27 protein-coding genes and 8 tRNA genes are annotated in these 26,049 nt (G+C 44.0%); 32 read left to right on the plus strand and 3 right to left on the minus strand.

The features are described 5' to 3' along the window. Nucleotides 1-83: 83 nt before the first annotated feature. Both B0H99_RS15235 and B0H99_RS15240 read left to right on the plus strand, forming a co-directional pair. A complete protein-coding gene (locus tag B0H99_RS15235) occupies nt 84-1,373 on the plus strand; it encodes an MFS transporter (protein WP_106534549.1) in 1,290 nt (429 codons plus the stop codon). Between the two features lie 125 nt (nt 1,374-1,498). Next, nucleotides 1,499-2,356, plus strand: coding sequence for an SDR family oxidoreductase (locus B0H99_RS15240; RefSeq protein WP_106534550.1), 858 nt, complete (start codon nt 1,499-1,501; stop codon nt 2,354-2,356). Between the two features lie 29 nt (nt 2,357-2,385). Here B0H99_RS15240 and B0H99_RS15245 read toward each other — a convergent pair whose 3' ends face one another. Then, the gene (locus tag B0H99_RS15245; protein ID WP_106534551.1) at nt 2,386-3,564 is read right to left on the minus strand and encodes an MFS transporter; all 1,179 of its coding nucleotides are present in this window, start codon (nt 3,562-3,564) and stop codon (nt 2,386-2,388) included. A 719-nt stretch (nt 3,565-4,283) separates the two neighbouring features. On the opposite strand from B0H99_RS15245, the gene B0H99_RS18170 reads away from it, so the two are divergent. After that, a complete protein-coding gene (locus tag B0H99_RS18170) occupies nt 4,284-4,418 on the plus strand; it encodes an Lmo0850 family protein (RefSeq protein WP_281258877.1) in 135 nt (44 codons plus the stop codon). 35 nt (nt 4,419-4,453) lie between these two features. Here the strand turns inward: B0H99_RS18170 and B0H99_RS15250 are convergent, their stop codons facing one another. Continuing rightward, entirely contained in the window at nt 4,454-5,641 is a 1,188-nt protein-coding gene (locus B0H99_RS15250) for an FtsW/RodA/SpoVE family cell cycle protein (protein ID WP_106534552.1), read from the minus strand. 158 nt (nt 5,642-5,799) lie between these two features. Between B0H99_RS15250 and B0H99_RS15255 the strand changes: the two genes are divergently transcribed. The 7 genes from B0H99_RS15255 to B0H99_RS15285 all read left to right on the plus strand — a co-directional run bounded on the left by B0H99_RS15255 (nt 5,800) and on the right by B0H99_RS15285 (nt 14,004). Next, nucleotides 5,800-6,570, plus strand: coding sequence for a hypothetical protein (locus B0H99_RS15255; protein ID WP_106534553.1), 771 nt, complete (start codon nt 5,800-5,802; stop codon nt 6,568-6,570). Between the two features lie 244 nt (nt 6,571-6,814). Further along, entirely contained in the window at nt 6,815-7,885 is a 1,071-nt protein-coding gene (locus B0H99_RS15260) for a D-alanine--D-alanine ligase (protein ID WP_106534554.1), read from the plus strand. A gap of 13 nt (nt 7,886-7,898) precedes the next feature. Further along, on the plus strand, nt 7,899-9,257 hold the full coding sequence (locus B0H99_RS15265) for a UDP-N-acetylmuramoyl-tripeptide--D-alanyl-D-alanine ligase (RefSeq protein ID WP_106534555.1): 1,359 nt from the start codon (nt 7,899-7,901) through the stop codon (nt 9,255-9,257). A 15-nt stretch (nt 9,258-9,272) separates the two neighbouring features. Further along, nucleotides 9,273-9,971 (plus strand): alpha/beta hydrolase, encoded by a 699-nt coding sequence (locus B0H99_RS15270; RefSeq protein WP_106534556.1) that lies wholly within the window; start codon nt 9,273-9,275, stop codon nt 9,969-9,971. Between the two features lie 335 nt (nt 9,972-10,306). Continuing rightward, complete coding sequence (cshA, locus tag B0H99_RS15275; RefSeq protein ID WP_106534557.1) at nt 10,307-11,833, plus strand: degradosome RNA helicase CshA; 1,527 nt, start codon at nt 10,307-10,309, stop codon at nt 11,831-11,833. A gap of 181 nt (nt 11,834-12,014) precedes the next feature. Next, the gene (locus B0H99_RS15280) at nt 12,015-12,494 is read left to right on the plus strand and encodes a PH domain-containing protein (RefSeq protein ID WP_106534558.1); all 480 of its coding nucleotides are present in this window, start codon (nt 12,015-12,017) and stop codon (nt 12,492-12,494) included. Further along, on the plus strand, nt 12,487-14,004 hold the full coding sequence (locus B0H99_RS15285; protein WP_106534559.1) for a PH domain-containing protein: 1,518 nt from the start codon (nt 12,487-12,489) through the stop codon (nt 14,002-14,004). Before B0H99_RS15280 ends, B0H99_RS15285 begins: the two co-directional genes overlap by 8 nt. Before the next feature lie 26 nt (nt 14,005-14,030). On the opposite strand, the gene B0H99_RS15290 is transcribed toward B0H99_RS15285, so the two are convergent. After that, entirely contained in the window at nt 14,031-14,639 is a 609-nt protein-coding gene (locus B0H99_RS15290) for a rhomboid family intramembrane serine protease (RefSeq protein WP_106534560.1), read from the minus strand. Between the two features lie 68 nt (nt 14,640-14,707). Between B0H99_RS15290 and acpS the strand changes: the two genes are divergently transcribed. From acpS to B0H99_RS15400, 22 genes are all read left to right on the plus strand, one after another. Beyond that, on the plus strand, nt 14,708-15,061 hold the full coding sequence (gene acpS, locus B0H99_RS15295) for a holo-ACP synthase (protein ID WP_106534561.1): 354 nt from the start codon (nt 14,708-14,710) through the stop codon (nt 15,059-15,061). A gap of 15 nt (nt 15,062-15,076) precedes the next feature. Further along, nucleotides 15,077-16,180 (plus strand): alanine racemase, encoded by a 1,104-nt coding sequence (gene alr / locus B0H99_RS15300; protein WP_106534562.1) that lies wholly within the window; start codon nt 15,077-15,079, stop codon nt 16,178-16,180. Between the two features lie 97 nt (nt 16,181-16,277). Beyond that, nucleotides 16,278-16,562 (plus strand): transcriptional regulator, encoded by a 285-nt coding sequence (locus B0H99_RS15305; protein ID WP_106534563.1) that lies wholly within the window; start codon nt 16,278-16,280, stop codon nt 16,560-16,562. 4 nt (nt 16,563-16,566) lie between these two features. Next, nucleotides 16,567-16,917: a type II toxin-antitoxin system PemK/MazF family toxin gene (locus tag B0H99_RS15310; RefSeq protein WP_058381776.1), complete on the plus strand. Its 351-nt coding sequence runs from the start codon at nt 16,567-16,569 to the stop codon at nt 16,915-16,917. Nucleotides 16,918-17,100: 183 nt separating this feature from the next. Continuing rightward, nucleotides 17,101-17,928 (plus strand): RsbT co-antagonist protein RsbRA, encoded by an 828-nt coding sequence (locus B0H99_RS15315; protein WP_106534564.1) that lies wholly within the window; start codon nt 17,101-17,103, stop codon nt 17,926-17,928. Then, nucleotides 17,928-18,290, plus strand: coding sequence for an STAS domain-containing protein (locus B0H99_RS15320; RefSeq protein WP_106534565.1), 363 nt, complete (start codon nt 17,928-17,930; stop codon nt 18,288-18,290). The genes B0H99_RS15315 and B0H99_RS15320 overlap by 1 nt, the downstream gene beginning before the upstream one ends. A gap of 2 nt (nt 18,291-18,292) precedes the next feature. After that, nucleotides 18,293-18,694, plus strand: coding sequence for an anti-sigma regulatory factor (locus tag B0H99_RS15325; protein ID WP_106534566.1), 402 nt, complete (start codon nt 18,293-18,295; stop codon nt 18,692-18,694). A 12-nt stretch (nt 18,695-18,706) separates the two neighbouring features. After that, nucleotides 18,707-19,708: a PP2C family protein-serine/threonine phosphatase gene (locus tag B0H99_RS15330; RefSeq protein WP_106534567.1), complete on the plus strand. Its 1,002-nt coding sequence runs from the start codon at nt 18,707-18,709 to the stop codon at nt 19,706-19,708. A gap of 92 nt (nt 19,709-19,800) precedes the next feature. Next, a complete protein-coding gene (locus B0H99_RS15335) occupies nt 19,801-20,130 on the plus strand; it encodes an anti-sigma factor antagonist (protein WP_106534568.1) in 330 nt (109 codons plus the stop codon). 1 nt (nt 20,131) lies between these two features. Continuing rightward, nucleotides 20,132-20,602 (plus strand): anti-sigma B factor RsbW, encoded by a 471-nt coding sequence (gene rsbW, locus B0H99_RS15340; protein WP_106534569.1) that lies wholly within the window; start codon nt 20,132-20,134, stop codon nt 20,600-20,602. After that, on the plus strand, nt 20,580-21,362 hold the full coding sequence (gene sigB, locus B0H99_RS15345) for an RNA polymerase sigma factor SigB (protein WP_106534570.1): 783 nt from the start codon (nt 20,580-20,582) through the stop codon (nt 21,360-21,362). Before rsbW ends, sigB begins: the two co-directional genes overlap by 23 nt. Then, nucleotides 21,362-21,961 (plus strand): PP2C family serine/threonine-protein phosphatase, encoded by a 600-nt coding sequence (locus tag B0H99_RS15350; protein WP_106534571.1) that lies wholly within the window; start codon nt 21,362-21,364, stop codon nt 21,959-21,961. Before sigB ends, B0H99_RS15350 begins: the two co-directional genes overlap by 1 nt. 56 nt (nt 21,962-22,017) lie before the next feature. Then, the gene (locus B0H99_RS15355) at nt 22,018-24,180 is read left to right on the plus strand and encodes a Tex family protein (RefSeq protein ID WP_106534572.1); all 2,163 of its coding nucleotides are present in this window, start codon (nt 22,018-22,020) and stop codon (nt 24,178-24,180) included. 38 nt (nt 24,181-24,218) lie between these two features. Next, nucleotides 24,219-24,677: a SprT family protein gene (locus tag B0H99_RS15360; protein WP_106534573.1), complete on the plus strand. Its 459-nt coding sequence runs from the start codon at nt 24,219-24,221 to the stop codon at nt 24,675-24,677. 175 nt (nt 24,678-24,852) lie between these two features. After that, nucleotides 24,853-24,927, plus strand: a tRNA-Asn gene (locus tag B0H99_RS15365). 4 nt (nt 24,928-24,931) lie between these two features. Next, a tRNA-Glu gene (locus B0H99_RS15370) sits at nt 24,932-25,006 on the plus strand. Between the two features lie 225 nt (nt 25,007-25,231). Further along, nucleotides 25,232-25,308 (plus strand) — tRNA-Met (locus tag B0H99_RS15375). 3 nt (nt 25,309-25,311) lie between these two features. Next, nucleotides 25,312-25,387: transfer RNA gene (locus B0H99_RS15380), tRNA-Asp, on the plus strand. Between the two features lie 4 nt (nt 25,388-25,391). After that, nucleotides 25,392-25,466, plus strand: a tRNA-Gln gene (locus B0H99_RS15385). A 116-nt stretch (nt 25,467-25,582) separates the two neighbouring features. After that, nucleotides 25,583-25,668 (plus strand) — tRNA-Leu (locus B0H99_RS15390). A 12-nt stretch (nt 25,669-25,680) separates the two neighbouring features. After that, nucleotides 25,681-25,757 (plus strand) — tRNA-Arg (locus B0H99_RS15395). Nucleotides 25,758-25,776: 19 nt separating this feature from the next. Further along, nucleotides 25,777-25,850 (plus strand) — tRNA-Gly (locus B0H99_RS15400). The last annotated feature ends 199 nt before the right edge of the window (nt 25,851-26,049 follow it).

The following is a 26,049-nucleotide window of genomic DNA, read 5'->3' on the forward strand; positions in this document are numbered from 1 at the left end:
ATTAAACTTTCGGTTGCAAATCTAGTAACCATATGTTATATTTTGTTTAATTAAATTAAACTTTTAGCGAAGGGGTGGAAGAAGTGAACCAAGCTGCAAAAATACGACAAGCGACTTTCCATCTGTACACATTCACCATTAGCAAACTCATTTCCACATTTGGCAGCAGCGTCTATACGTTTGGCATCAGTTTGTATGTGTTATCGCTTACCGGATCTGCCGCAAGTTTTGCCATCAATTTGATTTGCAGCATCTTGCCAAGAAGTTTGATTGCGCCATTTGCCGGATATGCCGCAGACAGCTACTCAAAGAAAAAACTGGTGATCTTATCTCAGGTGGCTAGCGTACTGGCGGTCGCCGGGTTATTAACTTACAGTTTGGCATTCGGGCTGTCACTAGTTGCCATCTATATCACCACAGCGCTTGTCTCAGCCAGTTCCATGTTTACCGGTGTGACGTTCACTTCTTCCATTGCCAATCTGATCGATCCGGATCGAATCCAGAAAGCAATGGGCTTTAATCAATCGGCTATGTCGATTGCTACAATCGGAGGGCCGGTCATTGGCGGCATGCTTTTTGGATTTGTTTCCATGAACGTCTTCTTGGCTATTCAAATAGCTGCTTATGCCGTAGCGGTCTTATTGGAATCAACGATGAATTTTAAGTTGTTTACAAACGCCGAACTGAAAGATGAGAGCGAAAAGCAGTCCATGATCAGCAGTATGAAAGAAGGCGCGGCGTATTTGAAAACCAACCGTGTCATAATGGTTATTGTGACAACGGCCGTCGGGCTCAATTTCTTTTTTTCGGCATTGATGATTGGTCTGCCGTTCATTGCGGTTCAGCAATTGGAGATAGAATCGGTGCATTTTGGAATTATTGAAGGGACGATAGCAGCCGGTATGCTGATTGCCTCCATTTATTTTGCAATGCGCAAAGAAGTGGAGTTCCCGTTGTTGTTTTCGAAAAGAGCGATTCTTGTAATGTCGTTTCTTTTAAGCGCCATTGCATTGCCGCTTGTCCTGAACTTTTCGTATGTATTGAATGTTGGGTATTTGATTGCCTTAATGTTCGTTTTCGGCGCTTCCAATGTCTGTGTAAACACACCAATTGGTGTTATGATGCAAAAAGATGTTGATGAAAAATACCGAGGACGTGTGTTCGGTATTCTCGATTCTTTGTGCATGGCGATGATGCCAGTCGGATACTTATTATTTGGTTTGTTATATGATATGGTTCCGGCACAATTTATAGTGGTAGGCAGCAGCTTGTGCCTAATAGTGATGACCCTTTATATGATGCGGCCATCGGTGATAAAAGAAGCCTATCCGGAACTGGACAAATCGGTTCCGAGCCAGCCGAAATTTCAATAAACTCCACTTAACCCCTTGCCTCTATACAAAGAAGGCAAGGGGTTATTGTGTTAAGCTACAGGTTTATGTTGGGAAATAACGGGAAAAGCGACAGAGATAACGCAAATTTGGAAAGGGTGATAAGGATGGAGAAAGACAAACCGGAACACATTCCTGCTCAAGAACAAGAAAGCCAGCCAGGGCACGAAACGGAAATGACGCCGCGGCCTGACTTTACCAAAAACCTTGCAGGCCAAGCACAGCGTTTGCCCGGAAAAACCGCATTGATAACAGGTGGCGACAGCGGTATTGGCCGTGCAGTTGCAGTGGCATTTGCGAAAGAAGGGGCAGATGTTGCAATTTCCTATTTGAATGAACACGTAGATGCGGAAGAAACAAAGAAGTTTGTCGAGCAAGAAGGGCGCCGTTGCTTGCTGATTGCAGGAGACATTGGCGATGAAGCCTTCTGCCAGGAAGTGGTCCAAAAAGTGATTGATGAATTCGGCAAACTTGATATTCTAGTGAATAACGCTGCCGAACAGCATCCTCAAAACTCATTAAAAGACATTTCGGCCGATCAGCTGGAGCGGACGTTCCGTACAAATATTTTCAGCATGTTCCACTTAACAAAAGCGGCGCTTGACCATTTGAAACCGGGCGCTTCAATCGTCAATTCGACTTCTATTACGGCATTCCAAGGAATGCCGACACTTATTGATTATTCGTCAACAAAAGGAGCGATCGTTGCGTTTACGCGTGCGCTTTCGGGATCTCTTGCAAAAGAAGGCATTCGGGTAAATGCAGTTGCTCCTGGCCCAATCTGGACACCGCTCATCCCTGCCACATTTGAAGCAGAAGGTGTAGAGGACTTTGGTTCTGAAACACCGCTCGGCCGCGTTGGGCAGCCGGATGAATTGGCGCCTGGATACGTCTATCTGGCATCCGATGATTCTTCTTATGTAACTGGACAGATCCTTCATATCAATGGCGGAACACCGATATAATAATATGTGTAAAAAAAAGCAAGTGCCCATTATAGGGCACTTGCTTTTTCGCTGTTGCGCAATGTTTTTGTGGAGTTCTCATAAAGCAGGATCAATCCGGTGGCAATAAGGGCTAGTGCGCCGGACAAAAAATAAATTGAACCGGACTGCATTGTAAGAAGCCAAGTGAAAAACAGCGGCCCGATGATGCGGCCCATATTGTCCATGGAATAAGTCATCCCAGCGGCTGTCCCGTATTTACCGCCGGATTCCTTGGAGGTCAACGACACTAAAGCCGTCCGGGCGAGTGCATTGCCGGCAGTAAAGATGCTTAAGGCAACGCCGGCAAAAAAAAGATTCATGGTAAATGGCAGGAGAAATAAACCTGCCGCTGCAACAATCTGAGCACCGATTATCCATTTTGTTTCCTGGCCGTCTTTTATTCGGCGAACTACACCGCCTTGAATGGCGGCATCGACCAAGCCGCTGGCGATAAAGAGATAGCCGAGCTGCAGCGGCGTAATTTCAATCTGGTCGATTTGGAACAGTTGGAATGTCGATTCTAAACCGGCCAGCAAAAACGTCACCATAAATGAAAACACAAATAAATAGCGGATGCGGTATTGCCAAAGCGTGAGTCCGCCCTGTGGGACGATCTTCCGTTTGTGGGCAGATCCGCGCCGTGCCGGTTCTTTAAGGAAGATGGCGGCATAGACCAATAACAGCAGGACCAGAACGGCGGATGCAGTGAAAGGCAGCGACAGCGTTATGCTGCTAAGCAACCCTCCGATTGCCGGCCCGAAGATAAATCCGAGGCCGATTGACATGCCAAGGAGCCCCATATATTTGTTCCGTTCTTCATCAGTCGTGATATCTGCTACAAAACCGGTGACTGCTGTATAAAGAGCGCCTGAAAAGAAGCCGCCGACAATTCTTGCCGCATAAAGCATATACAATTGATCGAGAAAAAAAGAAGAAAGAAAAAAGCTCAAGCTAAATCCAGCTAACCCGATTAAAATCAGTTTTTTGCGGCCCGTCCGATCAGACAACATTCCCCACAACGGGGCGGTAAAAAAAGAAGCAAGTGCATAAATCGTGATCAAGCCGCCAACATGGATATCCGCGTACCCTTGCTGAACAATAACTTCCGGCAACACCGGTATAATAATGCCAAAACCCAAGTAAACGAAAAACTGGACTGACATCAACAGTAAAATGGTTTTCTTCATAGCCGAAATTCCTGCTTTCTAAAAAAGACTCAAATCCCATTCTACCTTTGTTTAAAGATAACAACAATCACTTATCCCAAAGGAACTTTGGGGGAAGGCATCTGCGACGAAGCAGCGTTGCATCGCTGCGCTGCTTCGTCGCAAACAAATTGGTCGAACTCCCTTCGCCCAATTTGCTCTCCGGTCCTTGAAGCAAGAAGGCACGACCAGGCGTCTTGCGCCTGCTTTTGCTAAATCAGGGCATTTGGCTAAAAAATGTCATCCCAGTTTTACAAGAAGCCCAACCGGGCCGGACACGGAGACTCCTGTGGGACCAGCTTGAGCGGAAGACCCCGCAGACACGGCAGTGGCGAGGAGGCTGAAGCCAAGCCCACGGAAAGCGAAGTGGCCGGCCCAGTTAGTTTTATCCATCGTGTTCATCAATTCTAAATTTTATCTGCGGTCTGAATCACTTCGCCCAAAGTAGCTTCGAGTTGTAAAGGGTGCTAAAGAATCCTCCTATAAATAAAAATTCTCTAAACTAGAGCTATTGCCTGTAAAAAGATAAGAAAATTCTTCGAAAAAATTTACATTGTCATCAAATTGAAAAGTTTAAAAGGTAAAAAACATGGTATTATAATCATAGACACAGAAAAGTCAAATGTTTTCCTCTTTCATATGAAACCGATAAGGTTTTGATTCGTTATAAAAGCATGGAAAAATATAAAGAGGTGATCTGGATGGCGAAAGACGTAGAAGTTCGCAAAATCGTTTCAAATTTATCGAAACTGGGAATCCAAGCAAAAATCACAAAATCACGCGTTGAACTTTTAAGAGCGCTTGCTTTGCCGCAATCTCCACAAACGCAGTCATAAGCAGAAAAAACTCCGACGCCAAGCGTCGGAGTTTTTTATTCATCTTCTTTATGGTTGCCGAACATGTAATTTTTATGATGGAACTTCATGCTGAACACAATGCCGAGAGCAAGCATATTTCCAATCAATGAACTTCCTCCATAACTGATAAGTGGAAGCGGAATCCCGGTAATCGGTAGAAGTTGAATAGTCATGCCGATGTTCTGAAATACGTGGAATGTAATCATGGCAATAATGCCGGCGCATACATATGTGCTGAACGTATCTTTTAATTGCAGTGTGATTTTGGTCAAATGATAGATAAGCATGAAAAAGAGAATGATGACGGTACTGGATCCAATAAAGCCGAAATCCTCTGAAATGACAGTGAAGATAAAATCCGTATGGTTTTCCGGTACGTAAACTTGGCGGCCTTGATAGCCTTTTCCGAAAACCTCTCCTGACCCGATCGCATTCATAGCAGCGATTAAATTATAAGCTTCATTGTCGGCATAAGAGTACGGGTCAAGCCAAGTGTAGATACGGGCAAATGCATAAGGTTGAAGCCCTAGTTTACTGGTTAAAAATTCTTGCATATTAAGGGTCATCCAAAGCAGGAGCACACCGAGTGCCGCGACACCGCCAAAACTCGGCACAATGATTTTCCAAGAAATCCCGGACACGACAATCAATGCAAGCGTAATCGCGATAAATACCAGAGCTGTTCCAAGATCGGGCTGCTGCATGATAAATGCGAGCGGGATAAGCAATAGCACCCCAATTTTGCCCAATAGATACCCATCGGTCTTCAACGTTTTCACCAAATTTTTCTCATGGTGGGCAGCGGCCATTTTTGCGAGAGCCAGGATATAAAAGGTCTTCATGAATTCTGCAGGCTGAAGATTGAAAAATGGCAAATGGAACCAGGCTTTAGCGCCGTTGATAGGCTGACCGATCTGGCCTTGCCCTGCAGGCGCGATCATCAGGAGGATCAGCATAAGTATGCCGAAACCATATAAATAATAAGCGGTTTTTTTATATTGATCCGGATCGAAATACATTAAAACGCCGATCATAGCAATGGAAACAATATAGAAAACAGCTTGCTTCGGCACAAAATTTGCTCCGTATTGGCCAGCCGTCTGTGCAGAAGAGATTGCGATTAAACTGACAACGAAAAATAAAAATAATATAAAAGCGAGCGACCAATCAATGCGGTCAGCGAAGCTTTTGTTTGTTTGCATTTGCGTTCACCTATACTTTTTATTATTGAGATTCGGTATATATTATAACGTATTGTCCTAAAATATGCCTGCTCCAAAAGTAATGACGTTCAGAAGTGCTTTGATGTTTCATATTTTAACGAATTACCCGTATAATGAGTAAGACTGGAGTGAATATTATGGTGAAGAAACCGTTAGGCGCGGATTATTATATACAGCATTTATATGTATACTTGAATGAAGCTGATCAGTTTGCCCTTTTCAGCGGACTTACCTTCGCCCATTTTTTGGATGCTATGAAAATGCCAAAAAATCTTTTGCTGCTTAAACATCCGTATGAGGATGCATCTTTCAATATGCATACGTACATGGAATTTGTATCACAGGAAGAGTTTGCTCAGCTGCGAAAAGCGCGGGCATATAAAAAAAGTGAATTTTGCTGGATTGATTTTAAGAGCGAGAAGCAACTTAATTCTTTAACTCCGCAAGAACAAGCTGAACTGTTGTATATTGGCCATAAAAAAGAAACGGTGCGTCCACCGTTTTATTCTACTTTGCAAAACGAATTTGTTTATTTGTCGAGCGAAGAAGAGCAGACGACAAAAATCTATTTCCGCCATTTGAACCGTTTGAACGAACTTGTCGGCAATTATTTTACGCAATTGATTAGACGAGAAGAAAACGGGCAAAACTTTTGGCGCCGCAGAGCGAAAGACTTAATACCGGAACTGCCGATTGAAGTTCTAAACTCTTTAAAGCAAGGGTACCGAGAGGGAATCCTGATTTCGTTGGCGGATCCGGAAAAGACGAAAAACACGATCGAGCTTCATGTACGGTCAGTAGAAGAAATTTCGTTTTTGGACGAGTTCTGGTCGAATATTCAAGATTATACGAAACAGGACATCAGCCGTAAAATCGTTTTCGACCGCAAATCGAAACAATGGAAATAATACTCGCTTAGAGTATTATTTTTTTTGAGAAAAAGAAAAAGCATGGCCAATTCTCATGTAGCGGCTATCAGGTCCAATTCAGCATCTTTATTTATAGAGAATGCAGATTCAAATAATTGGAGTGATTGACATAAAAAAATTTTCGTCGCTCCCCGTTCATGATAAACTAGGCAGTATGTGCGGCGAAATCTAAAAGTGAAAGCACAGCAGCGTTCAGTAACTCGAAAAGCGGAGGGTTTACCTAATGAAAAAACAAATTGGTTTATTATATGGAGGAAAGTCGGCAGAACACGAAGTATCACTATCAACTGCCCATGCTATGACTCAAGCGTTAAATTTTGATGAATACGAAGTATATCCTATTTACATAACGCAAGAAGGCGAATGGATCAAAGGCGGATTGCTTGATGGGCCGGCAAAATCGGTTGAACAGCTTCAACTGGTCGATAGCAGCTCCAATCCGAACAGCATCTCAGGTTTTCTGCCGGCAGAGCGGGAAAAAGGGCTGGATGTCATCATCCCACTTCTCCACGGACCAAACGGAGAAGACGGAACCGTGCAAGGATTGCTTGAAGTACTGAATTTGCCGTATGTCGGCAATGGCGTTCTGGCGTCAGCTGCAGGCATGGACAAAGTGATCATGAAGCAATTATTTGAGCAGGCAGGTTTGAAACAAACTCCTTACGTGTATTTCATAAGAAATGAATGGAAAACCAACCAAGACCACTGGGTTGAAAAAGTGGATGCGGAGTTGAGCTGGCCAGTCTTTGTTAAGCCTGCGAATCTGGGATCAAGCGTCGGCATCAGCAAAGCGGACAATAAAGAAGAATTGATTGTGGCAGTCGAAGAGGCGTTGAAGTTTGACCGCAAAATTGTCATTGAACAAGGCGTAGTAGCAAGAGAAATTGAAATTGGCGTTCTTGGAAACGACATTCCGGAATGTTCAGTTGCAGGGGAGATCAAACCGTTAAAAGCGTTTTATGATTACCAAGCGAAATACAAAGATGGCAACACGGCTATGATCATACCTGCGGAATTGGATGAAGACGTTTATGCAGAACTCGTCGAGTCTGCTAAAAAAGCGTTTAAAATCCTGGATTGCTCAGGGCTTGTGCGTGCGGATTTCTTCGTTACAGCGACAAATGAAATTCTGATCAATGAAGTTAATACACTGCCAGGCTTTACGCCTTTTAGCATGTTTCCGCTCCTATGGGAAAATACAGGATTAGCTTATCCGGATCTGATCAAACGATTGATTGATTTGGCCATTGAACGATTTGAAGAAAAGCAACAGCTGCAAGTAAAAATAGATTGAGTGGAGAAATCAAATGAAAAAAAAGATTGAGCAAGTAGCCAAATGGCTTGGTATCAAGACAAACTTAAAAGGAATCGACATTACGGGAGTGTCGATCAATACACGTACTCTCCAACCGGGAGATCTGTTTATTCCTTTTCGGGGAGAAAAAGTCAATGGGCATAAGTATGTCAGGCAAGCCATCGAAGCAGGAGCGGCCGCTTCTTTATGGCAACGTGATGAGCCGAATCCACCGGAAGATTTGCCGTTGCTGTTTGTAGAAGATTGCCAGACCGCTCTGCAGGAGATGGCGCGGGCGTATCGGGATGAATTGTCTACGACCATCATTGGCATTACAGGCTCAAATGGCAAAACATCAACCAAGGATTTGGTAGCAAGTGTTTTAAAGCCTTATTTTAAGGTGCAGAAGACGCAAGGCAATTTCAATAATGAACTTGGCCTTCCTTTAACTATTCTATCGTTGGATGAAGACACGAAATTTGCGGTATTGGAAATGGGCATGAGCGGTTTTGGGCAAATTCAATTTCTATCGGAATTGGCAAGACCGGATTACGCCATCATCACCAATATCGGCGAAGCCCATATGCAAGATCTTGGATCCCGCGAAGGCATTGCCCGAGCGAAATTCGAAATAACGGCAGGACTCGAAACCCATGGAAAACTTTTTTACGATGGAGATGAACCGCTGCTTCGGCCTCATGTGGAAAACTTTTTGCAGGCAGTATCCTTCGGCTTTGGCGAAGAGAACGAATTGACGGTGACAGATATCAAAGCGACCGAGAACGGCAGCAGTTTTATGGTCAGCGGCATCATTGATGCGGCTTTTAGCATTCCGGTTTTGGGTGAGCACCAAGTGAAAAACACACTGGCGGCAATTCTGATCGCATTGGAAGCCGGGCTCTCAGAAGAAGATATCAGAAAATCATTAAAAGCTGCGGCGCTGACGGACATGCGCATGCAGATCATTCCGGCTGCGAACGGAGCGACGTTTATAAACGACGCCTATAATGCAGCACCTTCTTCGATGAAAGCGGCATTGAACTTTATCCGCGAGACGACGATGAAAGAAGAGAAATGGGTCATTCTTGGCGACATGTTAGAGCTTGGCGACAAGGAGCAGGAATACCATGAAGCGCTGGAAAAATCCATTACCCCTGATTTGGCTGGCGTCTGCCTTTACGGCCCTCGGATGAAGTGGCTTCACGATAAACTGGTTTCTTCCTATAACGGAAAATTGTTATGGAGCGAGTCGGATTATAATCCGATCATTTCTCTGCTTCAGGATAACATTACGGCAGATTCTATTATTCTCGTAAAAGGGTCGCGCGGCACGGCGCTCGAGCATGTTATCGAACCTTTTACAAAACAGTGAAAAGAGGAGAGCCGTTTGAAGACAGGAGTTTTATGTATTCACGGCTTTACGGGTGGACCGTTTGAAGTCCAGCCGTTTGCCGAATATATTGAAGCGCATACGGATTGGATAGTGAAAATCCCGACACTTCCCGGGCATGGTGAAACCTTGTCTTTAAAAAACAAGACTGCTGAGCAGTGGATGATGGAAGCGGAAGTCGCACTTCGGGAATTAAAAAAAGTAGCGAGCCGCATCATCGTTGTCGGGTTTTCAATGGGCGGACTTATTGCCATGTATTTGGCGAACCGCTATAAGATTGACCGGCTTGTTTTATTGAGTGCAGCAGCCAAATACTTCAGCCCTATGCAATTCCTGAAAGAAACAAAAAGAGCTGTTACAGCTGCATTAACAGGCAAGCTATCGGAAAACCGGTTTTTCCATATGTATAAATATAAATGGACCCATACACCGATACGTGCAACCCTACAATTCTTGCGTGTAGTGGAAATGGTCAAACCTTATTACAGCCAAATCCGCATTCCGGTCTGCATTGTGCAGGGAAAGCTGGACGGCATTGTTCCGGTTTCGGCTGCTGAACTCATTTATGACCATATCGGTTCTGAGGAAAAGCAGCTGATCCATTCGGAAACAGGCCAGCATTTGATTTGCTATAGCGATGACTGTGACGACTGGTTTATCCAAGTGTTGGAGTTTATGAAAAAACTGGAAGAGTAAACTGATTATTGGAACCTTTGCATATTGATTGCATCTGTCTCAACATCGTGCTATTCTAATGAAAGCAATGGATACATTTTTGAAACACTCTTCCCTGTGAAGAGTATTTTTTTGAGCATAAACGGTTTGTTCTACTTATAGGGCATCAAACACCCGCCGATCAGACCGCTCGGCAACGCCCGAGCTTTTCCTGTTCACACATCCCCTCTGACTTAAAACTACAGAGTATGATTTTCGACGTGAAAGTTCCTCATAAAGGCTCGACTTTGTCACGATTTCATCTAAAATGTACACCATTTGTAAATCAGATGAAGACAAAAGGAGATTGAAAAAATTTGGTAAAATTTTCAGAATTAAATCTTAGCGAAACTACTTTAAAGTCCGTAAAACGTATGGGGTTTGAAGAAGCAACACCAATTCAAGAAGGCACAATCCGTCTAGGTATGGAAGGCAAGGACATTATCGGACAAGCACAAACTGGTACTGGTAAAACAACTGCATTCGGTATTCCAATGATCGAAAAAATCGACACTAAAGATGGCAATGTCCAAGGATTGATTATTGCGCCAACTCGCGAACTAGCAATTCAGGTTTCAGAAGAATTGTACAGACTGGGCCAAGATAAAAACGTGCGCATTCTTTCAGTATACGGAGGCCAAGAAATCGGCCGCCAAATCCGTGCGCTTAAAAACCGCCCACAAATCATCGTTGGTACACCAGGACGTCTTTTGGACCATATCAACCGCCGTACGCTTAAATTGGACAATGTAAACACATTGATTCTGGACGAAGCAGACGAAATGTTGAACATGGGCTTCATCGAAGATATTCAAACAATCATGTCAAGTGTTCCTGAAGAACGCCAAACATTATTGTTCTCAGCAACTATGCCGGATGCCATCCGCCGCATTGCAGAGAAATTCATGAAGACTCCAGAAATCGTTAAAATCAAATCAAAAGAAATGACTGTTGAAAACATCGAGCAGTTCTTCGTTAAATCGGTTGAACGCGAAAAATTCGACATCCTTTCACGTCTTATCAACGTTCAACAACCGGAACTTGCTATCGTTTTCGGACGTACAAAACGCCGTGTTGATGAATTGTCTCACGCTTTGAATATCCGCGGCTATGTAGCTGAGGGCATTCACGGTGATCTTAGCCAAGCAAAACGTATGTCTGTATTGAAGCAATTCAAAGCAGGTAAAGTTGACATCTTGGTTGCAACTGACGTAGCAGCTCGCGGACTTGATATCTCAGGCGTATCTCACGTTTACAACTTTGATATTCCACAAGATCCTGAAAGCTATGTTCACCGTATCGGCCGTACTGGCCGTGCTGGTAAAAAAGGAGTTGCTGTCACGTTCGTAACACCACGTGAAATGGGCTACTTGACTATCGTTGAACGTACAACTAAGAAAAAAATGGAAGCATTAATTCCACCGACTGCCGATGAAGCCGTACTAGGCCAAAAACGCGTTGCAATGGAACAATTGCAAGAAATGACAGAGAAAAACAACTTGGGCGACTACCGTACGTTTGCGGCAGAAATGCTTGAGAAGTTCGATGCTGTTGATTTGGTTGCAGCTGCTCTTAAAACAATGACGAAAGAACCGGAAGATACTCCGGTATCAATTTCGGAAGAACGTCCTTTACCTTCTCGCGGAGGCGGTGGATACAAAGGCAAGAGCGGCGGAAGCGGTTCTCGCAGCGGAGGCGGCGGTTATAAAGGCAGCCGTTCTGGTGCAAACGCTGGCCGTCCATCATCATCAAGCCGTGGAGCAAGCACAGGCGCAACACGTCGCCGTGAAGGCGGAAGCGCTGCTGGCGGACGTCCAGGACGCACGCGTCGCCACGAATCATAAGAAGAAAAGCGGAAGTTTGATACCTTAAGGTATGGAAGCTAAGGCTAAAAATAAAAGGCGAACTCGAACAGGCAACTGTTTGGGTTCGCCTTTTTTGTATGGTTGTAATAAGGTACAATTAGATGAAACATTTTGCCGATTGAATCGTATAAAAATCATGCTAGCGAATGGAGAGAGAGACATGAACCAACAACCGAAGAACCAAATTTCGAAAAAGGGATTAACGGTTTGGAGAGTATACGGCATGATTGAAACTGCAATTATTGTGTTGATAGCTGGGGGAGCAGCTGCCATAACTTATTTTTTTGATGGACCTTGGTGGCTTTATGCTATTTATGCGGCAATTCCATTGGGCTTTGCTTATCTTCTCATTTATTTATTTCCGAAAATTCGTTGGAAGCGCTGGCGCTATGAAGTAAGAGAGCAGGAAATCGAATTGCAGCACGGATTGTTTATTGTGAAACGTACATTGGTTCCAATGGTGCGTGTTCAGCATGTGGACACGGAACAAGGGCCGATTTTGCGCAAATACGATTTAGCGGAAATTTCAATCTCAACAGCTGCTACGACTCATACAATACCAGCCTTGGTTACCGCCGAAGCGGATGAACTGAGAAACCGGATTTCTGTGCTGGCAAGGGTGGCGGAAGACGATGTCTGAGATTCGATATAAACTGCATCCGATTTCCGCTTTCTTGAATTTCATCAAAGGATTAAAAGAGCTTATTTTTCCGTTCATTATTATTTTTGGAGTCAATCTTTTTAGGGGCGGAGGCGAAACCGTTGCGGAGCGCGGGGTGCAAGACCTGATTCCGGTATTTATCGGCGCTGCTGTGCTGGTCTTTATGCTCGTCAGCGGTCTTATTAAATGGCGTCGGTTTGTCTATTGGTTTGAAGAAGACGAATTGCGGATTGAATACGGCTTGTTTGTAAAGAAAAAAAGATATATACCATTCGAGCGGATTCAAAGTTTGAATTACACAGAAGGAATTTTCCATCGGCCATTCGGTTTGGTGAAAGTAAAGGTAGAAACAGCGGGAACAGGGAAGATTGGACAAGCGGAAGTGGAATTGACTGCTATTTCACGTGAAGATGCTGATCGTATAGAAAAAAAGATGGAACATGCAAAACACCATAGCCGGGAACCGATGCTAGAAGCCGAAGAAGCGATCGAAGAAGAAGTTAGGGGACTCCCGTCGAAAACAGTCAAGACTGTTTACCGCATGTCTTTAAAAGAGCTGATTATCCTCGCTACAACTTCCGGGGGAATCGGCGTAGTTATTTCAGCGGTGGCGGTATTCCTGTCACAGTTTGCAGATTTGATCCCGTATGACGCGATTTACCAGGAAGTCGTGCTGTTTTTGCGGTTTGGTTACCTGATTGTCGCATTATTAATCTTTTTGATTCTATTAGTGGCATGGATTATTTCGATAGTATTGGCCATTTTCGCGAACTATCAATTCACTATTACGACAGATGAAGATCATATTTTTATTTCTCGCGGACTACTGGAGAAAAAGAAGGTTTCTGTACCGTTTAAGCGGATACAAGGAATACAAATTTCTCAAAATCCGCTTCGTGAATGGTTTGGTTATGCGACTGTAACAGTCGAAAGCGCTGGAGGGACCTTTGGAGATAAAGACGAAAAAATCCGGTTGTTTCCATTAGCGAAAAAAACAACGATCCTTCCGATTCTTAAGGAATTGTTTCCGGACATGGAATGGGAGCCGGTGATGAGAAGGGCGCCTAAACGAAGCCTTCACTTTTTTTACCGGCTTGACTTCTTTTGGATGTTTCCGGTTGCCGGATTAATTAGCTACTTTTTTTATCCATACGGATTGTTTTCTTTGATTATCTTTCCAATCGTTATCTTGTTTGCGGTCTGGCAGCACCGAACGGTCGGCTATGCCCTGGCTGACAGGCAGCTGACAATGGAATTCCGCACAGTCAGCAAGCATGCGTTCTTTATGATGAAAAAAAGAATTCAAGCTATTGAAGTGACGCAAAGTTATTTTCAGCGGCGGAAGGACCTGGCCTCTATTCAAGCAACGATCAAGTCAGGAATGCTTGGCGCAACAGCTCGCATTGAACATATGGAAAAGGAAGACGCAAGCAAGGTATTGGCTTGGTATGAGCCTTCCGATAACAAAACAGCCGATCTACAAAAATAAGGCCAGCCGGGCTTTACCGGCTGACCTTATTTTTTTGCTCTCCAGCTGACAATTCGTTTTGGGTGGAAATAGCTGAGTCCAATGAGGAACCCGGTAATCATGCCTGCGATATGCGCTGTCGCATTAACATTTGGTGTTAAAAATGTCATCACTATGCTAATCGCGATAATAGGAAGTATAATTTGTCTAAGTTGAGGAAGGACGCGGCCGCCGTAATACAATAGTGCTCCAAAAGCTCCGAAAATACCGAAGATTGCACCACTTGCGCCTACATGAGAGTAATCTAGCGGTTGCAGGAAGTATGTAGCGGCTGAACCGAAAATTCCTGATAACAAGTAAATTGTGATAAAACGGACTTTGCCTGTCAATCTCTCTAATTCAGGCCCGAACAAGAATAACGAAAACATATTGAAAAGCAGATGCATCATACCGCCGTGCAAAAATACAGGTGTGAGAAACCGCCACCAATCCCCATTGGCGATAAAATAGTTATAGCCGACTCCATAGTAAAACAGCTGGTCCCCAATGCCAGGCACCCATGATAAAATATGTATCAGCACATTGATTGCGATCAATGTGGATACGACAGGATACAACCGTATATACTGAGAAAAGCTTTCTGTACGTAAAAACATCTTGTCACCTCTATTTCATACAAATTATTATACCTTTTTACGCTTTAGGATTGAAAGGAGAAACAATTATGATTACCGGAATTGGCCTCGATATTGCCGACTTGCCCCGAATTCGGAGATTGGATGAGAAATCGCCGAAGTTCCGGGAGCGTGTTTTGACAGAGCGGGAACTAGCCGAATATGAATTGCTTTCGGAAAGCCGGAAAACTGAATTTCTTGCTGGACGTTTTGCGGCAAAGGAAGCATTTGCAAAAGCCAATGGAACAGGAATTGGAAAAGCCTGTTCGTTTCAGGACATCGAAATTAGAAAAGACGGCAAAGGCAAGCCCAGCATTTACTTTCGGGAGAATGAGGCAGGGTTGGTTTCGATAACTCATACGAAAGAATATGCAGCGGCACAAGTGCTTTTGCAATCAACTTAAGTAAGTAGGGATGATATGACACAATTTTACCGGCCAACAAAAGCAGTCATCGATTTAAACGCAATTCAACAAAACTTACAAATGTTTAAAGAAAGAAGCGGCAAGGCGGAAATTATTGCAGTCGTAAAAGCGGATGCTTATGGACACGGCATGATGGAAGTGGCCCGAAAAGCGCTGGAAAATGGTGTTAACTGGCTCGCAGTTGCTACGCCAGATGAAGCGCTTTTATTGGTGGAGCATGAAATCGAAGCAAATATACTGGTGATGGGCCACACTCCCGCAGCATTTATACCGGTAGCTCAGCGCCATGGGATTTCCGTTGCTGCCATCTCGCTTGATTGGCTCTTGGCAGCAGGAGGCGCGACCGATTCAGATCTTCCTCCTCTAAAGGTTCATTTGAAAGTAGATACAGGCATGCGCCGTGTCGGAGTCCAGGCTGAAGAAGTGAGCGAAGCGCTTCAGCTGATTAAAAGCAGGCTTTTTTCTTTTGAAGGACTCTTTACTCATTTTGCTACAGCGGACGAGGACCGAAACGAGCTGTTTCAGCAACAAGTAAAAACCATGGCAACTGTCGTCCGGGAAATAAACGATCCGTCGCTGATGATTCATGTTTCTAATAGCGCTGCTGCTATCATGCATCCGGATTTGGCGTTTGACGCTGTTCGGATCGGCATCTCACTATACGGAATTGCCCCATCTTCCTATGTAGAAAATAACATGCCGTTCACCTTGGCGCCAGCCTTAGCATTAGAGACGGAAATCGTCCATGTTAAATGCGTGAAAGCGGGAGAAGCGATCAGTTATGGAGCAACTTACCACTGCGAACAAGATGAATGGATTGCAACGCTCCCGATCGGATATGCAGATGGCCTGCTCCGCGGTTTGCAGGGGCAGGAAGTTCTGGTCCGTGGCAGAAGGATGCCGATCGTCGGCCGGATTTGTATGGATCAATGCATGATCCGCTTGCCTGAAAAAATGCCGGAAGGCGAGAAAGTTCAACTGATTGGCCGGCAAGACGGCGCCCAAATCCGCATAGAAGAATGGGCTGGAAAATTGGAGACAATTGCTTATGAAATACCGGTAAATCTAACAAAAAGAGTGCCTAGAACCTATTGCTGAATATTAGAAATTCTAGATTTGCCTTTTCATAGCAAGCATTCAATGTTAGTATAATGAAAAGTAGAGATAGACGAACGGTATTTCGGAGGTGTCGGCTGTGTACGAGAGAATCAAGACAAAAGAGGTGGTTGTTAAATTGCCTAAAAAAATGATTACAGAACTGACTACTTTTTCAGATGAACGAGTGCAAGAGCGTGGAGATTATATTTATGTTTCCACTCACAGAGTAACGAAAAACATGTACGATTCTTATCATATTCGAGAAGCAATGATCAAGGGTTATGTGGAAATGTCGCAAATCAACCTATCGATTGCTTGTGAGTGTTCTCACGCTGAGTACGAAGCGGAGCACACGACTGTGCGACTCGTAAGCGGAGGGTGACAACTTGATTGTAAAACGTGGTGACGTTTTTTTTGCAGAATTATCACCAGTCGTCGGGTCTGAGCAAGGTGGGACCCGGCCAGTATTGGTGATTCAAAACGATATAGGAAATCGGTTTAGTCCGACAGTAATCATCGCTGCCATTACTGCGCAAATCCAGAAAGCGAAATTGCCGACTCACGTGGAGATCAACGCCAAGAAATACGGGTTTGAACGTGACTCAGTCATCTTACTGGAACAATTGCGGACGATAGACAAGTCGCGGCTTACTGACAAAATTACTCAGCTTGACGATGCGTTGATGGAAAAAGTAGATGAAGCACTGGAAATCAGTGTTGGTCTCGTAAAGTTCTAGCATACATACTCCTTAAAAAACACCCAAGATTTGTTTCTGTGGGTGTTTTCTGTTATTCCTTTGGTAGAGTAAAAGCGGCAACTGATAAAATAGATGTGAAAAAATCAGTTTTCCGATACAATGAAGAGAGCGTATATAACATGTGTTTTATACATAGTGTTACAGGGAGGTTTTTTTGAAAAAATGAATAAGCAAATAGCCGGCTACATCCAAGACAATTCAACTGAGATTATTTCGAAATGGCAGGAACTCATGAAGAACGAGGAAAGCGAACGTTCTTTTCAAGTAATGCCCGATGATTTAATGAATCAAACGAGTAAGGAATTTTCTGACCTAATGGTGACGAATTTGCTGGAAAACCATGAGGCTTATGAGAACCAGCTGACTGAGTTTGCGGAGAAAGTCGTCCGCCTTGGCTGGTCGATCACTTTTGTTACAAAAGCAATAACACATTATGTAGAAGTAGTTTATCACGGGATGGAAAATAAAGGGATTATTAATGAAGATAACGTCCGCGCTTTTGTTGAAGAGTTCAGTAATTGGGTGACACCGATACGCGACAGTACCATTGATACATATTCGAAAACTTGGGAGCGGACAGTAAGCCTGCAGAAAATTGCTTTGCAGGAACTTTCCGCATCGCTTATTCCTGTTTTTGATAAAATATCAGTCATGCCGCTTGTCGGCACCATAGATACAGAACGCGCTAAGTTGATTATGGAAAATCTCTTGGAAGGTGTTGTAAAACACCGTGCCGAGGTAGTGTTATTAGATATAACTGGAGTACCTGTAGTCGATACAATGGTTGCCCATCATATTATTCAAGCGGCAGATGCAGTGCGTCTTGTCGGTGCTAAATGCATGCTAGTCGGAATTCGGCCGGAAATCGCCCAAACGATCGTCACACTTGGCATCAATCTGAACGAATTTACAACAACAAGCACTTTGCAGCGAGGTGTGGAACAAGCGTTGGCTTGGACAAATCGAGAAATTGTGGAGGTTGAAGACTAATGAATTTTCGAATTCCGATTTTAAAATTAAGAGATACATTGATTGTTTCTATTCAATGGGAATTGGACGATCAAACGGCTATTCAGTTTCAAGAAGATTTATTGAATAAATTGCACGAAACAAGTGCGCGTGGTGTAGTGATCGACTTGACTTCTGTTGATTTTATCGATTCTTTCATTGCCAAGGTCTTGGGAGACGTTATTAGCATGTCAAGCCTTATGGGAGCGCGAGTGGTTATCACCGGTATCCAACCAGCAGTAGCTATCACTTTGATCGAGTTAGGAATTCGACTTGAAGATGTTATGACAGCACTGGATTTAGAAAATGGTTTGGATAAACTTCAATTGGAATTGGAGGCTTAAACATGAGCAACCAATCCTCAGTAGAAATTTTAACGGAATGGGATATTGTTGCTGCTAGACAGCTCGGGCGCAACGTAGCTAAAGAGCTTGGCTTCGGCACAGTAGATCAGGCTCGTATAACGACGGCCATCAGTGAGCTTGCCCGCAACATATATTTATATGCCGGCCAAGGAAGAATCGAAATTCAACGACTAACGGAAAACGGAGTCAAAGGCATTTTAATCATTGCGGCCGATAACGGACCGGGAATTCCTGACATTCGCAAAGTCATGGAAGACGGATTTTCGACTTCGGGTGGACTGGGAGCTGGATTGCCCGGCGTCAAACGCTTAATGGATGATTTTAGAATCGAAACCATCTTAGGCGAAGGAACAGATATAAGAGCTACAAAGTGGCTCCGATAGGAGGTGCGCTTAATGGTTCAGAAAATTGAAAGCCAATATAAGGAAATTTTAAGCCAATACATGCAAAGGCAATCTGAGCAGAACTTGTATGTCGGCCAAAACTTCAGCAGGCAACTTATTTCTGAGAACACTTCTCCTGAAGAAGTGATCTCAATGCATAAAGCAGCTATGCAGGATTTGTATAGCGACATGCCTGAAGAAGTTTGGCATTCTTTTGATTTTTTGATTGAAATGATGATCAATTACGGGCTGGCGCTTCAAGAACGCCAAAGCCTTTTAAAGCGCCAGGAAGAATTGAAAGTTGAAATGGATTTAGCGGCACACGTTCAAGAAACGTTGCTGAAGACAAAGTTGCCGGCTCTTGAAGGCCTGGATATCGGCCTGCTATCCGTTCCTGCACGTAAAATGAATGGAGATTACATATATTTTATAAGTGATCAAGCCGGCCATGCGGGAGTAGCGGTCGCTGATGTAATCGGAAAAGGGCTGCCGGCTGCTTTATGCATGTCGATGGTCAAATTTGGCATGGACAGCCTTAACGATTCAACGGCGCTTCCGACCCAGGTGCTAGAAACCATCAATCGCGTTGTTGAAAAAAGCATTGATGATTCAATGTTCGTTTCGATGTTTTATGGTAGATACGATGCAAGTGATTCGAGATTGACATATGGATCTGCAGGACACGAACCGGCTATTTTATACCGTGCTGAAAAGCGTGAGTTTTTTGAGCTGCCTGCAAAAGGGCTATTGCTTGGAGTTTCACCGCTTGCGACCTACGAGCAACATACCATCTCACTTGAAAAGAACGATATGGTCATTATGATGACGGATGGCGTAACGGAGTGCAGAACCGATGAAGGATTCATCGAACGCGATGTAATTTTTAATTTAATTGAAAGCAAAAAGGATGAACCTGCTCAAGCGATCGTTCAATATGTTTACGATGAGCTGGAACGCATGCAAAATGCAGAACTTAGAGATGACTTTACATTAGTGATTTATAAAAAAATCTAACAGCAGGTTTAAGTACCTTGTAATGAGGGGTAAACAAATTTACGATGGCTTTATAAGTTCGAGCGAATTACAGAAAAACGGGGTGTCAAAAAATGAATATTCAAGTGGATTTAGAAGAGACGAATAATGTCTTAACTGGAAATATACGTGGAGAAATCGATGCGTTCACCGCACCGGTTCTTAGAGAGAAATTAGATAACTACCAACATCATGAGGGACTAAACGCAGAGTTGGATCTTTCCGACGTTAATTATATGGATAGTACAGGCTTAGGGGTTTTTGTAGCTTTTTATAAAACAGTCAATGCAAAAGGCGGTCATGTAAAACTTAAAGGTCTTTCTGTTCGTTTAAAACGGCTTTTCGACATAACCGGTTTAGGCGATATTATGGACATTGAAGCCGCTGGAAAAGGTGGTAATTGATATGCGTCCTTTCGATTATGTTGAAATGAGAGTGCCTGCTAAATCACAGTATGTAGGCGTTGCCAGGCTAACAATTTCTGGTTTAGCGAGCCGTATCGGTTTTACGTACGATGATATTGAAGATTTGAAAATCGCTTCTAGTGAAGCAGTGACAAATGCGGTTCAACATGCATATACAGAAGGTGAAGAGGGCGAAGTCGTTATTGGCTGCGCATTATACGGCGACAAAATTGAAATTATGGTAGCGGATCACGGCCAAAGCTTTGACTTTGAAGAAACGAAACTAAAAGTCGGCCCTTATCATGATCAAGAAGAAGGGGCGTTTCTTCGCGAAGGAGGTCTCGGCCTGTATTTGATTGAAACGTTAATGGATGAAGTTAAAGTGCACCATCAAGAAGGCGTAACGGTCTTTATGACAAAGTACGTTGGAGGAGAGCGGGTGGAAGAGGATGTCGAAACGGTCTCATCCTAATCAACCTACAAAAGAACAAGTTCTTGAGTGGATTGAAGCTTACCAAAAAAACGAAGATGAAGAAGCTCAAACTAATTTAGTAAACAACTATAAGCGTTTGGTTGAATCCATCGCGCGCAAATACTCTAATGGTAAATCTTATCATGAAGATATTGCTCAAGTAGGCATGCTGGGGCTCTTAGGGGCGATTCGCCGCTATGACCCGTCATTTGGAAGAAGTTTTGAAGCTTTCGCTGTCCCTACAATCATTGGTGAAATCAAGCGCTTTTTACGCGATAAAACATGGGCAATCCATGTGCCGCGCCGTATAAAAGAGCTTGGACCGCGCATTAAAGCGACCGTCGAAGTGTTAACGCGAGAACTGCAGCGCTCTCCGCAAGTTTGGGAGATTGCCGAGTATCTGGATGTGGATGAAGACGATGTTCTAGAAGCGATGGAGATGGGCAAGAGTTATCAAGCCCTTTCTATGGACCATTCGCTTGAAGCAGATTCAGATGGAAGCACCGTTACCTTATTCGACGTAGTCGGACAAGAGGACGATGGCTACGAAAAAGCAGATCAGCGCATGCTTGTCGCAAATGCAATGAACGTACTTTCCGAACGGGAAAAGCAGATCATTCAATATACGTATATCGAGCAGCTTAGCCAAAAAGAAACAGGCGATAAATTGGGGATTTCTCAAATGCACGTTTCGCGGCTTCAACGGAAAGCGATTAAGAAATTGCAAGAGGCCATTTTAGCCGCCGGTGGGGTTTCCTAGTGGAAGCGATACATCATAGTTTTATTGAAGCTTTCATCTATAATGAAGCAAAAAAAGGGAATTACGAATCTGGCGACAGCTACCATACTGTTTTGACAGATGAATATTTCATTTGCTCCATTGCCGACGGTCTTGGAAGTGGGCCAGTGGCGCGTGAATCTTCACAAGTCATCCCGCAAATTCTAAAAGAGTACCACCACGAAACAATTGATCAATTGATGATGCGGTTTAATGAGTTGATGGTTCAAAAACGTGGTGCTGCAGTGGCAATTTTTAAAGTTCACTTTAAAAACAAAACATTGGAGTACAGCTGCGTGGGAAATATTCGTTTTTATCTTTACCGAAAAGGGACAGGTGAAATGATTTATCCTTTACCGGTAATGGGGTATTTGTCCGGACGGCCTCAAACATTGCGGACGCAATTGTATACCTATGTGGAAAATGATTTATTTTTGATTCATTCCGATGGAGTGGATCTTAGAAATCCGAAATCAATGATGCGCCAGGCAGGAATTCCTGAACGCCTCTATTACGATATACTCGGCACCATACAAACTGGTGACGACGCTACATTCATCGCAGGAAGCCTTCTCAAGTGAGAAGGCTTCTTTTTTATATGATAAACTGAAAGAGGAAAAAAAGGAGAGTGTAGTTGATGGAAATGCAACAAATTCAATCGTTAATTGCTAAAGAAACAGGCGTACGCCCTAATCAGGTGGCACAAGTCATCGCGTTGATTGAAGATGGCAATACAGTCCCTTTTATCGCGCGCTATCGAAAAGAAGCGACAGGTTCGCTTGATGAAGTTCAAATTAAAGCAATCGATGACCGCTATACATACATTCAAAACTTAGAACAGCGAAAAATAGAAGTGATTCGATCAATCACTGAACAAGAAAAGATGACGCCGGAATTAGAAAAAGAAATACAAAGCGCTACAGTTCTACAGCGGTTGGAGGATTTGTATCGGCCCTATAAGCAAAAGCGCCGCACAAAAGCGACGATTGCCAAAGAAAAAGGCTTGGAGCCGCTTGCAGAATGGCTGATGGGCTTTACGAAAGAAGAACCGTTATCAAAAGCTGCTGAATTTGTAAGTGAGGAAACTGGAGTGGCAAGTCCCGAAGAGGCGATCCAAGGAGCCCAGGATATTTTGGCGGAGACATTCGCCGATGATCCGGATATTCGTGAGAAAATCCGGTACATGACACGCAAGGACGGAAAAGTCGTGACAGCCGCTAAAAAGAATCACGAAGACGAGAAACAAGTTTTTGAAATGTACTACGAATACGAAGAAGCCATTCAGAAGATTGTGCCTCACCGCATCTTGGCCATCAACCGCGGGGAGAAAGAAGATGTCTTGAAGGTATCCATTAATCCGCCGGCAGATCGAATTTTAACACTGATGAAAAAGAAATGGATTAAGCATTCGTCTCCTTCAAGCGAGATTGTAGCGGAAGCTATTGAAGACAGCTACAAACGTTTGATCCAAACGTCGGTTGAGCGAGAAATCCGGGCTGAGCTCAGCGAAAAAGGAGAAGCGCAAGCCATTCATATCTTCTCTGAGAATTTGCGCAATCTTTTATTGCAGCCGCCTATGAAGAATAAAATGGTCTTGGGTGTCGATCCGGCATATCGGACTGGCTGCAAACTTGCCGTAATTGACGAGACCGGGAAACTGCTCGAAGTCGCTGTAATTTATCCGCATGCGCCTAAAAACGACCAAGCAGGTGCGAAGAAAGTTATGAAAAGTTTGACCGATAAATACCCGATTGAAATCATGGCAATCGGCAACGGTACAGCCTCAAGAGAAACAGAGCAATTTGTCGCGGACTTTTTATCGGAGACATCCGCCAATATTTCTTATGTTATCGTCAATGAAGCGGGAGCTAGTGTTTATTCGGCTTCTGAAATCGCACGAGCTGAATTTCCGGACCTTCAAGTAGAAGAACGAAGCGCAGCGTCCATCGCCCGCCGTCTTCAAGATCCATTGTCCGAGCTTGTAAAGATTGATCCGAAAGCTGTCGGCGTCGGCCAATACCAGCACGATGTCTCTCAAAAAAAACTTGCGGACCAACTGACGTTCGTTGTGGAGACCGCAGTAAACCAAGTAGGTGTTAATGTCAATTCAGCTTCTTCGTCCCTGCTTCAGTATGTAGCGGGCCTCAGCAAAACTGTGGCGGAAAATGTCATCAAAGTGCGTGATGAGAACGGCCGATTTACTTCGCGTACTCAGCTGAAGAAAATTCCGCGCCTTGGCGCTAAGACCTATGAACAGGCAATTGGCTTCTTGCGGATTCCAGAAGGGAAAAACCCATTGGATGCGACCGGCATTCATCCGGAAAGTTATGCGGTTGCTGAAAAACTGTTGAATTTAGTTGGGGCGGATAAAAAAGATGTCGGCAAGCCCGAACTTGCTGCTAAACTAGAGTCGTTGAATCCTGCTGATTTGAGCAAAGAAGTGGAAGTCGGAGAAATTACGCTGCGCGATATCTTAGAAGCGTTGAAGAAACCGTTCCGTGATCCGCGCGATGAGTTTCCTCAACCTTTATTGAAAAATGATATCTTGAAAATGGAAGACTTGCTGCCGGGAATGGAAGTGCAAGGGACAGTCCGAAACGTTGTAGACTTTGGGGCGTTTGTTGACATTGGCGTGAAGCAAGACGGTCTCGTCCATATTTCAAAGTTGAAAAAAGGATTTGTTAAGCATCCGTTGGAAGTTGTAGCGGTGGGAGATATTGTTACGGCATGGGTTGAGAAAGTTGAAAAAGACAAAGGCCGCATTGCCTTGACAATGCTTCAGCCGAAAGAACAAACATAAGTTCAGCAATAAAGGCACTTTTTAATAGGGGAGTTAACATGACGAACGAAGAACTGACAGAACTGATCAAAGATATATCCCTGGATGTTTTTAGAAAACCTTTTCAGCACGAAGGAATATTTAATGCCAGACTAAGAACGACTGGCGGCAGGTATTTGCTAAGGTCTCACAATATCGAAATCAATCCAAGTTCGTATAAAAAATTTGGCTATCAGGAACTTGAAGGCATTATCAAGCACGAACTTTGCCACTATCACTTGCATTTAGAAGGCAGAGGGTACAAGCACCGTGATGCCGATTTTAGAAATCTGCTGAGTCAAACTGGATCGCCAAGATTTTGTTCGTCTATTGAAGCGCCCGCAAAAAGGAAATCGGTGAAGCGATACGTATACGAATGTCTGGCCTGCAAGACTAATTATGTACGGAAGATTCGAATGGACACAGAGCGCTACCGATGCGGAAGATGCGCAGGCAGGATATCAGTGGTGCAAAATTAATATAGAAGAGAAACGAGGCCGGAGCAATTGTTCCGGTCTCTTTCATTATTTAAATTAGTTAATCTACAATAATAAAAAGTAATTTTAAAAAAGGTGTTGACGATTCCGAAAGAGGTCTTTATAATAGAAAAAGTCGACAAGTACTTAAGCGAACTTGAACGACTCAAAATAACATTCCGAAGTAGCTCAGTGGTAGAGCACCGCACTGTTAATGCGATGGTCGTAGGTTCGAATCCTACCTTCGGAGCCATTTAGGCCCCTTGGTCAAGCGGTTAAGACACCGCCCTTTCACGGCGGTAACACGGGTTCGAATCCCGTAGGGGTCACCATTTCTTTTAAATAAGATTTTAGAAAAAATTATCCTTGGATAACTTAATCTTAAATCTGTTATTGCTTGAAGCGAAAGAGAAGTTAACTATCGTTAATATTATTGTCGCGGGTGGAGCAACGAGCCGTACGAAGACGGCGAAGTAACACCGAAGCAGCCGTTAGGCGATGCAGGTGTCCATTACGAAATAAGCGTAAAAGAAACAAACTAATACCAATATTATTGTCGCGGGGTGGAGCAGTTCGGTAGCTCGTTGGGCTCATAACCCAAAGGTCGCAGGTTCAAATCCTGCCCCCGCAACCAAATGGTCCCGTGGTGTAGCGGTTAACATGCCTGCCTGTCACGCAGGAGATCGCCGGTTCGATCCCGGTCGGGACCGCCATTTTTGGGGTATAGCCAAGCGGTAAGGCAACGGGTTTTGATCCCGTCATGCCCTGGTTCGAATCCAGGTACCCCAGCCATTTTCAAACAGCACCGATCTTGCAAGAAGAAATGATCTTAAGTGCAAGTTTAAGAATTTCTTTGACATTGAGTTAGAGATAGCGTACAATAGAATTTGTCCCTAAAATAATTCAATGCGGTCGTGGCGGAATGGCAGACGCGCTAGGTTGAGGGCCTAGTGGGAGAAATCCCGTGGAAGTTCGACTCTTCTCGGCCGCACCATATCTCTCGTTTGCGCCCGTAGCTCAATTGGATAGAGTACTTGACTACGAATCAAGCGGTTAGAGGTTCGAGTCCTCTCGGGCGCGCCATATTTTCTTAATCATATATGCGGGTGTAGTTTAGTGGTAAAACCTCAGCCTTCCAAGCTGATGATGAGGGTTCGATTCCCTTCACCCGCTCCAATTTTTATATACCCGAACCATTCAATAGAAGAATGAAATTTGTTGTTGACATTGAAATGCGTACGAGATATACTAATAAAGTTGCTGAGAAATGCAACTGAGATTTGAACCTTGAAAACTGAACAGCAAAACGTCAACAAACATTGTTGAGGCGTTCCGAACGCCGAAACAAATTTCTGCGATGGCCGCGCAAGCGGTC

The sequence above is a fragment of the Planomicrobium soli genome, from assembly GCF_003014655.1.
In the GTDB taxonomy this organism is placed as follows: Bacteria; Bacillota; Bacilli; order Bacillales_A; family Planococcaceae; genus Planococcus; species Planococcus soli_B.

Coding starts and splice junctions, on each gene's coding strand:
- B0H99_RS15355 (WP_106534572.1), top strand. CDS start 22,018: ATGGAAATGCAACAAATTCAATCGTTAATTGCTAAAGAAACAGGCGTA.
- B0H99_RS15250 (WP_106534552.1), bottom strand. CDS start 5,641: ATGCAAACAAACAAAAGCTTCGCTGACCGCATTGATTGGTCGCTCGCT.
- B0H99_RS15315 (WP_106534564.1), top strand. CDS start 17,101: ATGAATAAGCAAATAGCCGGCTACATCCAAGACAATTCAACTGAGATT.
- B0H99_RS15320 (WP_106534565.1), top strand. CDS start 17,928: ATGAATTTTCGAATTCCGATTTTAAAATTAAGAGATACATTGATTGTT.
- B0H99_RS15255 (WP_106534553.1), top strand. CDS start 5,800: ATGGTGAAGAAACCGTTAGGCGCGGATTATTATATACAGCATTTATAT.
- B0H99_RS15240 (WP_106534550.1), top strand. CDS start 1,499: ATGGAGAAAGACAAACCGGAACACATTCCTGCTCAAGAACAAGAAAGC.
- acpS (WP_106534561.1), top strand. CDS start 14,708: ATGATTACCGGAATTGGCCTCGATATTGCCGACTTGCCCCGAATTCGG.
- B0H99_RS15325 (WP_106534566.1), top strand. CDS start 18,293: ATGAGCAACCAATCCTCAGTAGAAATTTTAACGGAATGGGATATTGTT.
- B0H99_RS15330 (WP_106534567.1), top strand. CDS start 18,707: ATGGTTCAGAAAATTGAAAGCCAATATAAGGAAATTTTAAGCCAATAC.
- alr (WP_106534562.1), top strand. CDS start 15,077: ATGACACAATTTTACCGGCCAACAAAAGCAGTCATCGATTTAAACGCA.
- B0H99_RS18170 (WP_281258877.1), top strand. CDS start 4,284: ATGGCGAAAGACGTAGAAGTTCGCAAAATCGTTTCAAATTTATCGAAA.
- B0H99_RS15260 (WP_106534554.1), top strand. CDS start 6,815: ATGAAAAAACAAATTGGTTTATTATATGGAGGAAAGTCGGCAGAACAC.
- B0H99_RS15360 (WP_106534573.1), top strand. CDS start 24,219: ATGACGAACGAAGAACTGACAGAACTGATCAAAGATATATCCCTGGAT.
- sigB (WP_106534570.1), top strand. CDS start 20,580: ATGTCGAAACGGTCTCATCCTAATCAACCTACAAAAGAACAAGTTCTT.
- B0H99_RS15245 (WP_106534551.1), bottom strand. CDS start 3,564: ATGAAGAAAACCATTTTACTGTTGATGTCAGTCCAGTTTTTCGTTTAC.
- B0H99_RS15280 (WP_106534558.1), top strand. CDS start 12,015: ATGAACCAACAACCGAAGAACCAAATTTCGAAAAAGGGATTAACGGTT.
- B0H99_RS15290 (WP_106534560.1), bottom strand. CDS start 14,639: ATGTTTTTACGTACAGAAAGCTTTTCTCAGTATATACGGTTGTATCCT.
- B0H99_RS15265 (WP_106534555.1), top strand. CDS start 7,899: ATGAAAAAAAAGATTGAGCAAGTAGCCAAATGGCTTGGTATCAAGACA.
- B0H99_RS15285 (WP_106534559.1), top strand. CDS start 12,487: ATGTCTGAGATTCGATATAAACTGCATCCGATTTCCGCTTTCTTGAAT.
- B0H99_RS15335 (WP_106534568.1), top strand. CDS start 19,801: ATGAATATTCAAGTGGATTTAGAAGAGACGAATAATGTCTTAACTGGA.
- rsbW (WP_106534569.1), top strand. CDS start 20,132: ATGCGTCCTTTCGATTATGTTGAAATGAGAGTGCCTGCTAAATCACAG.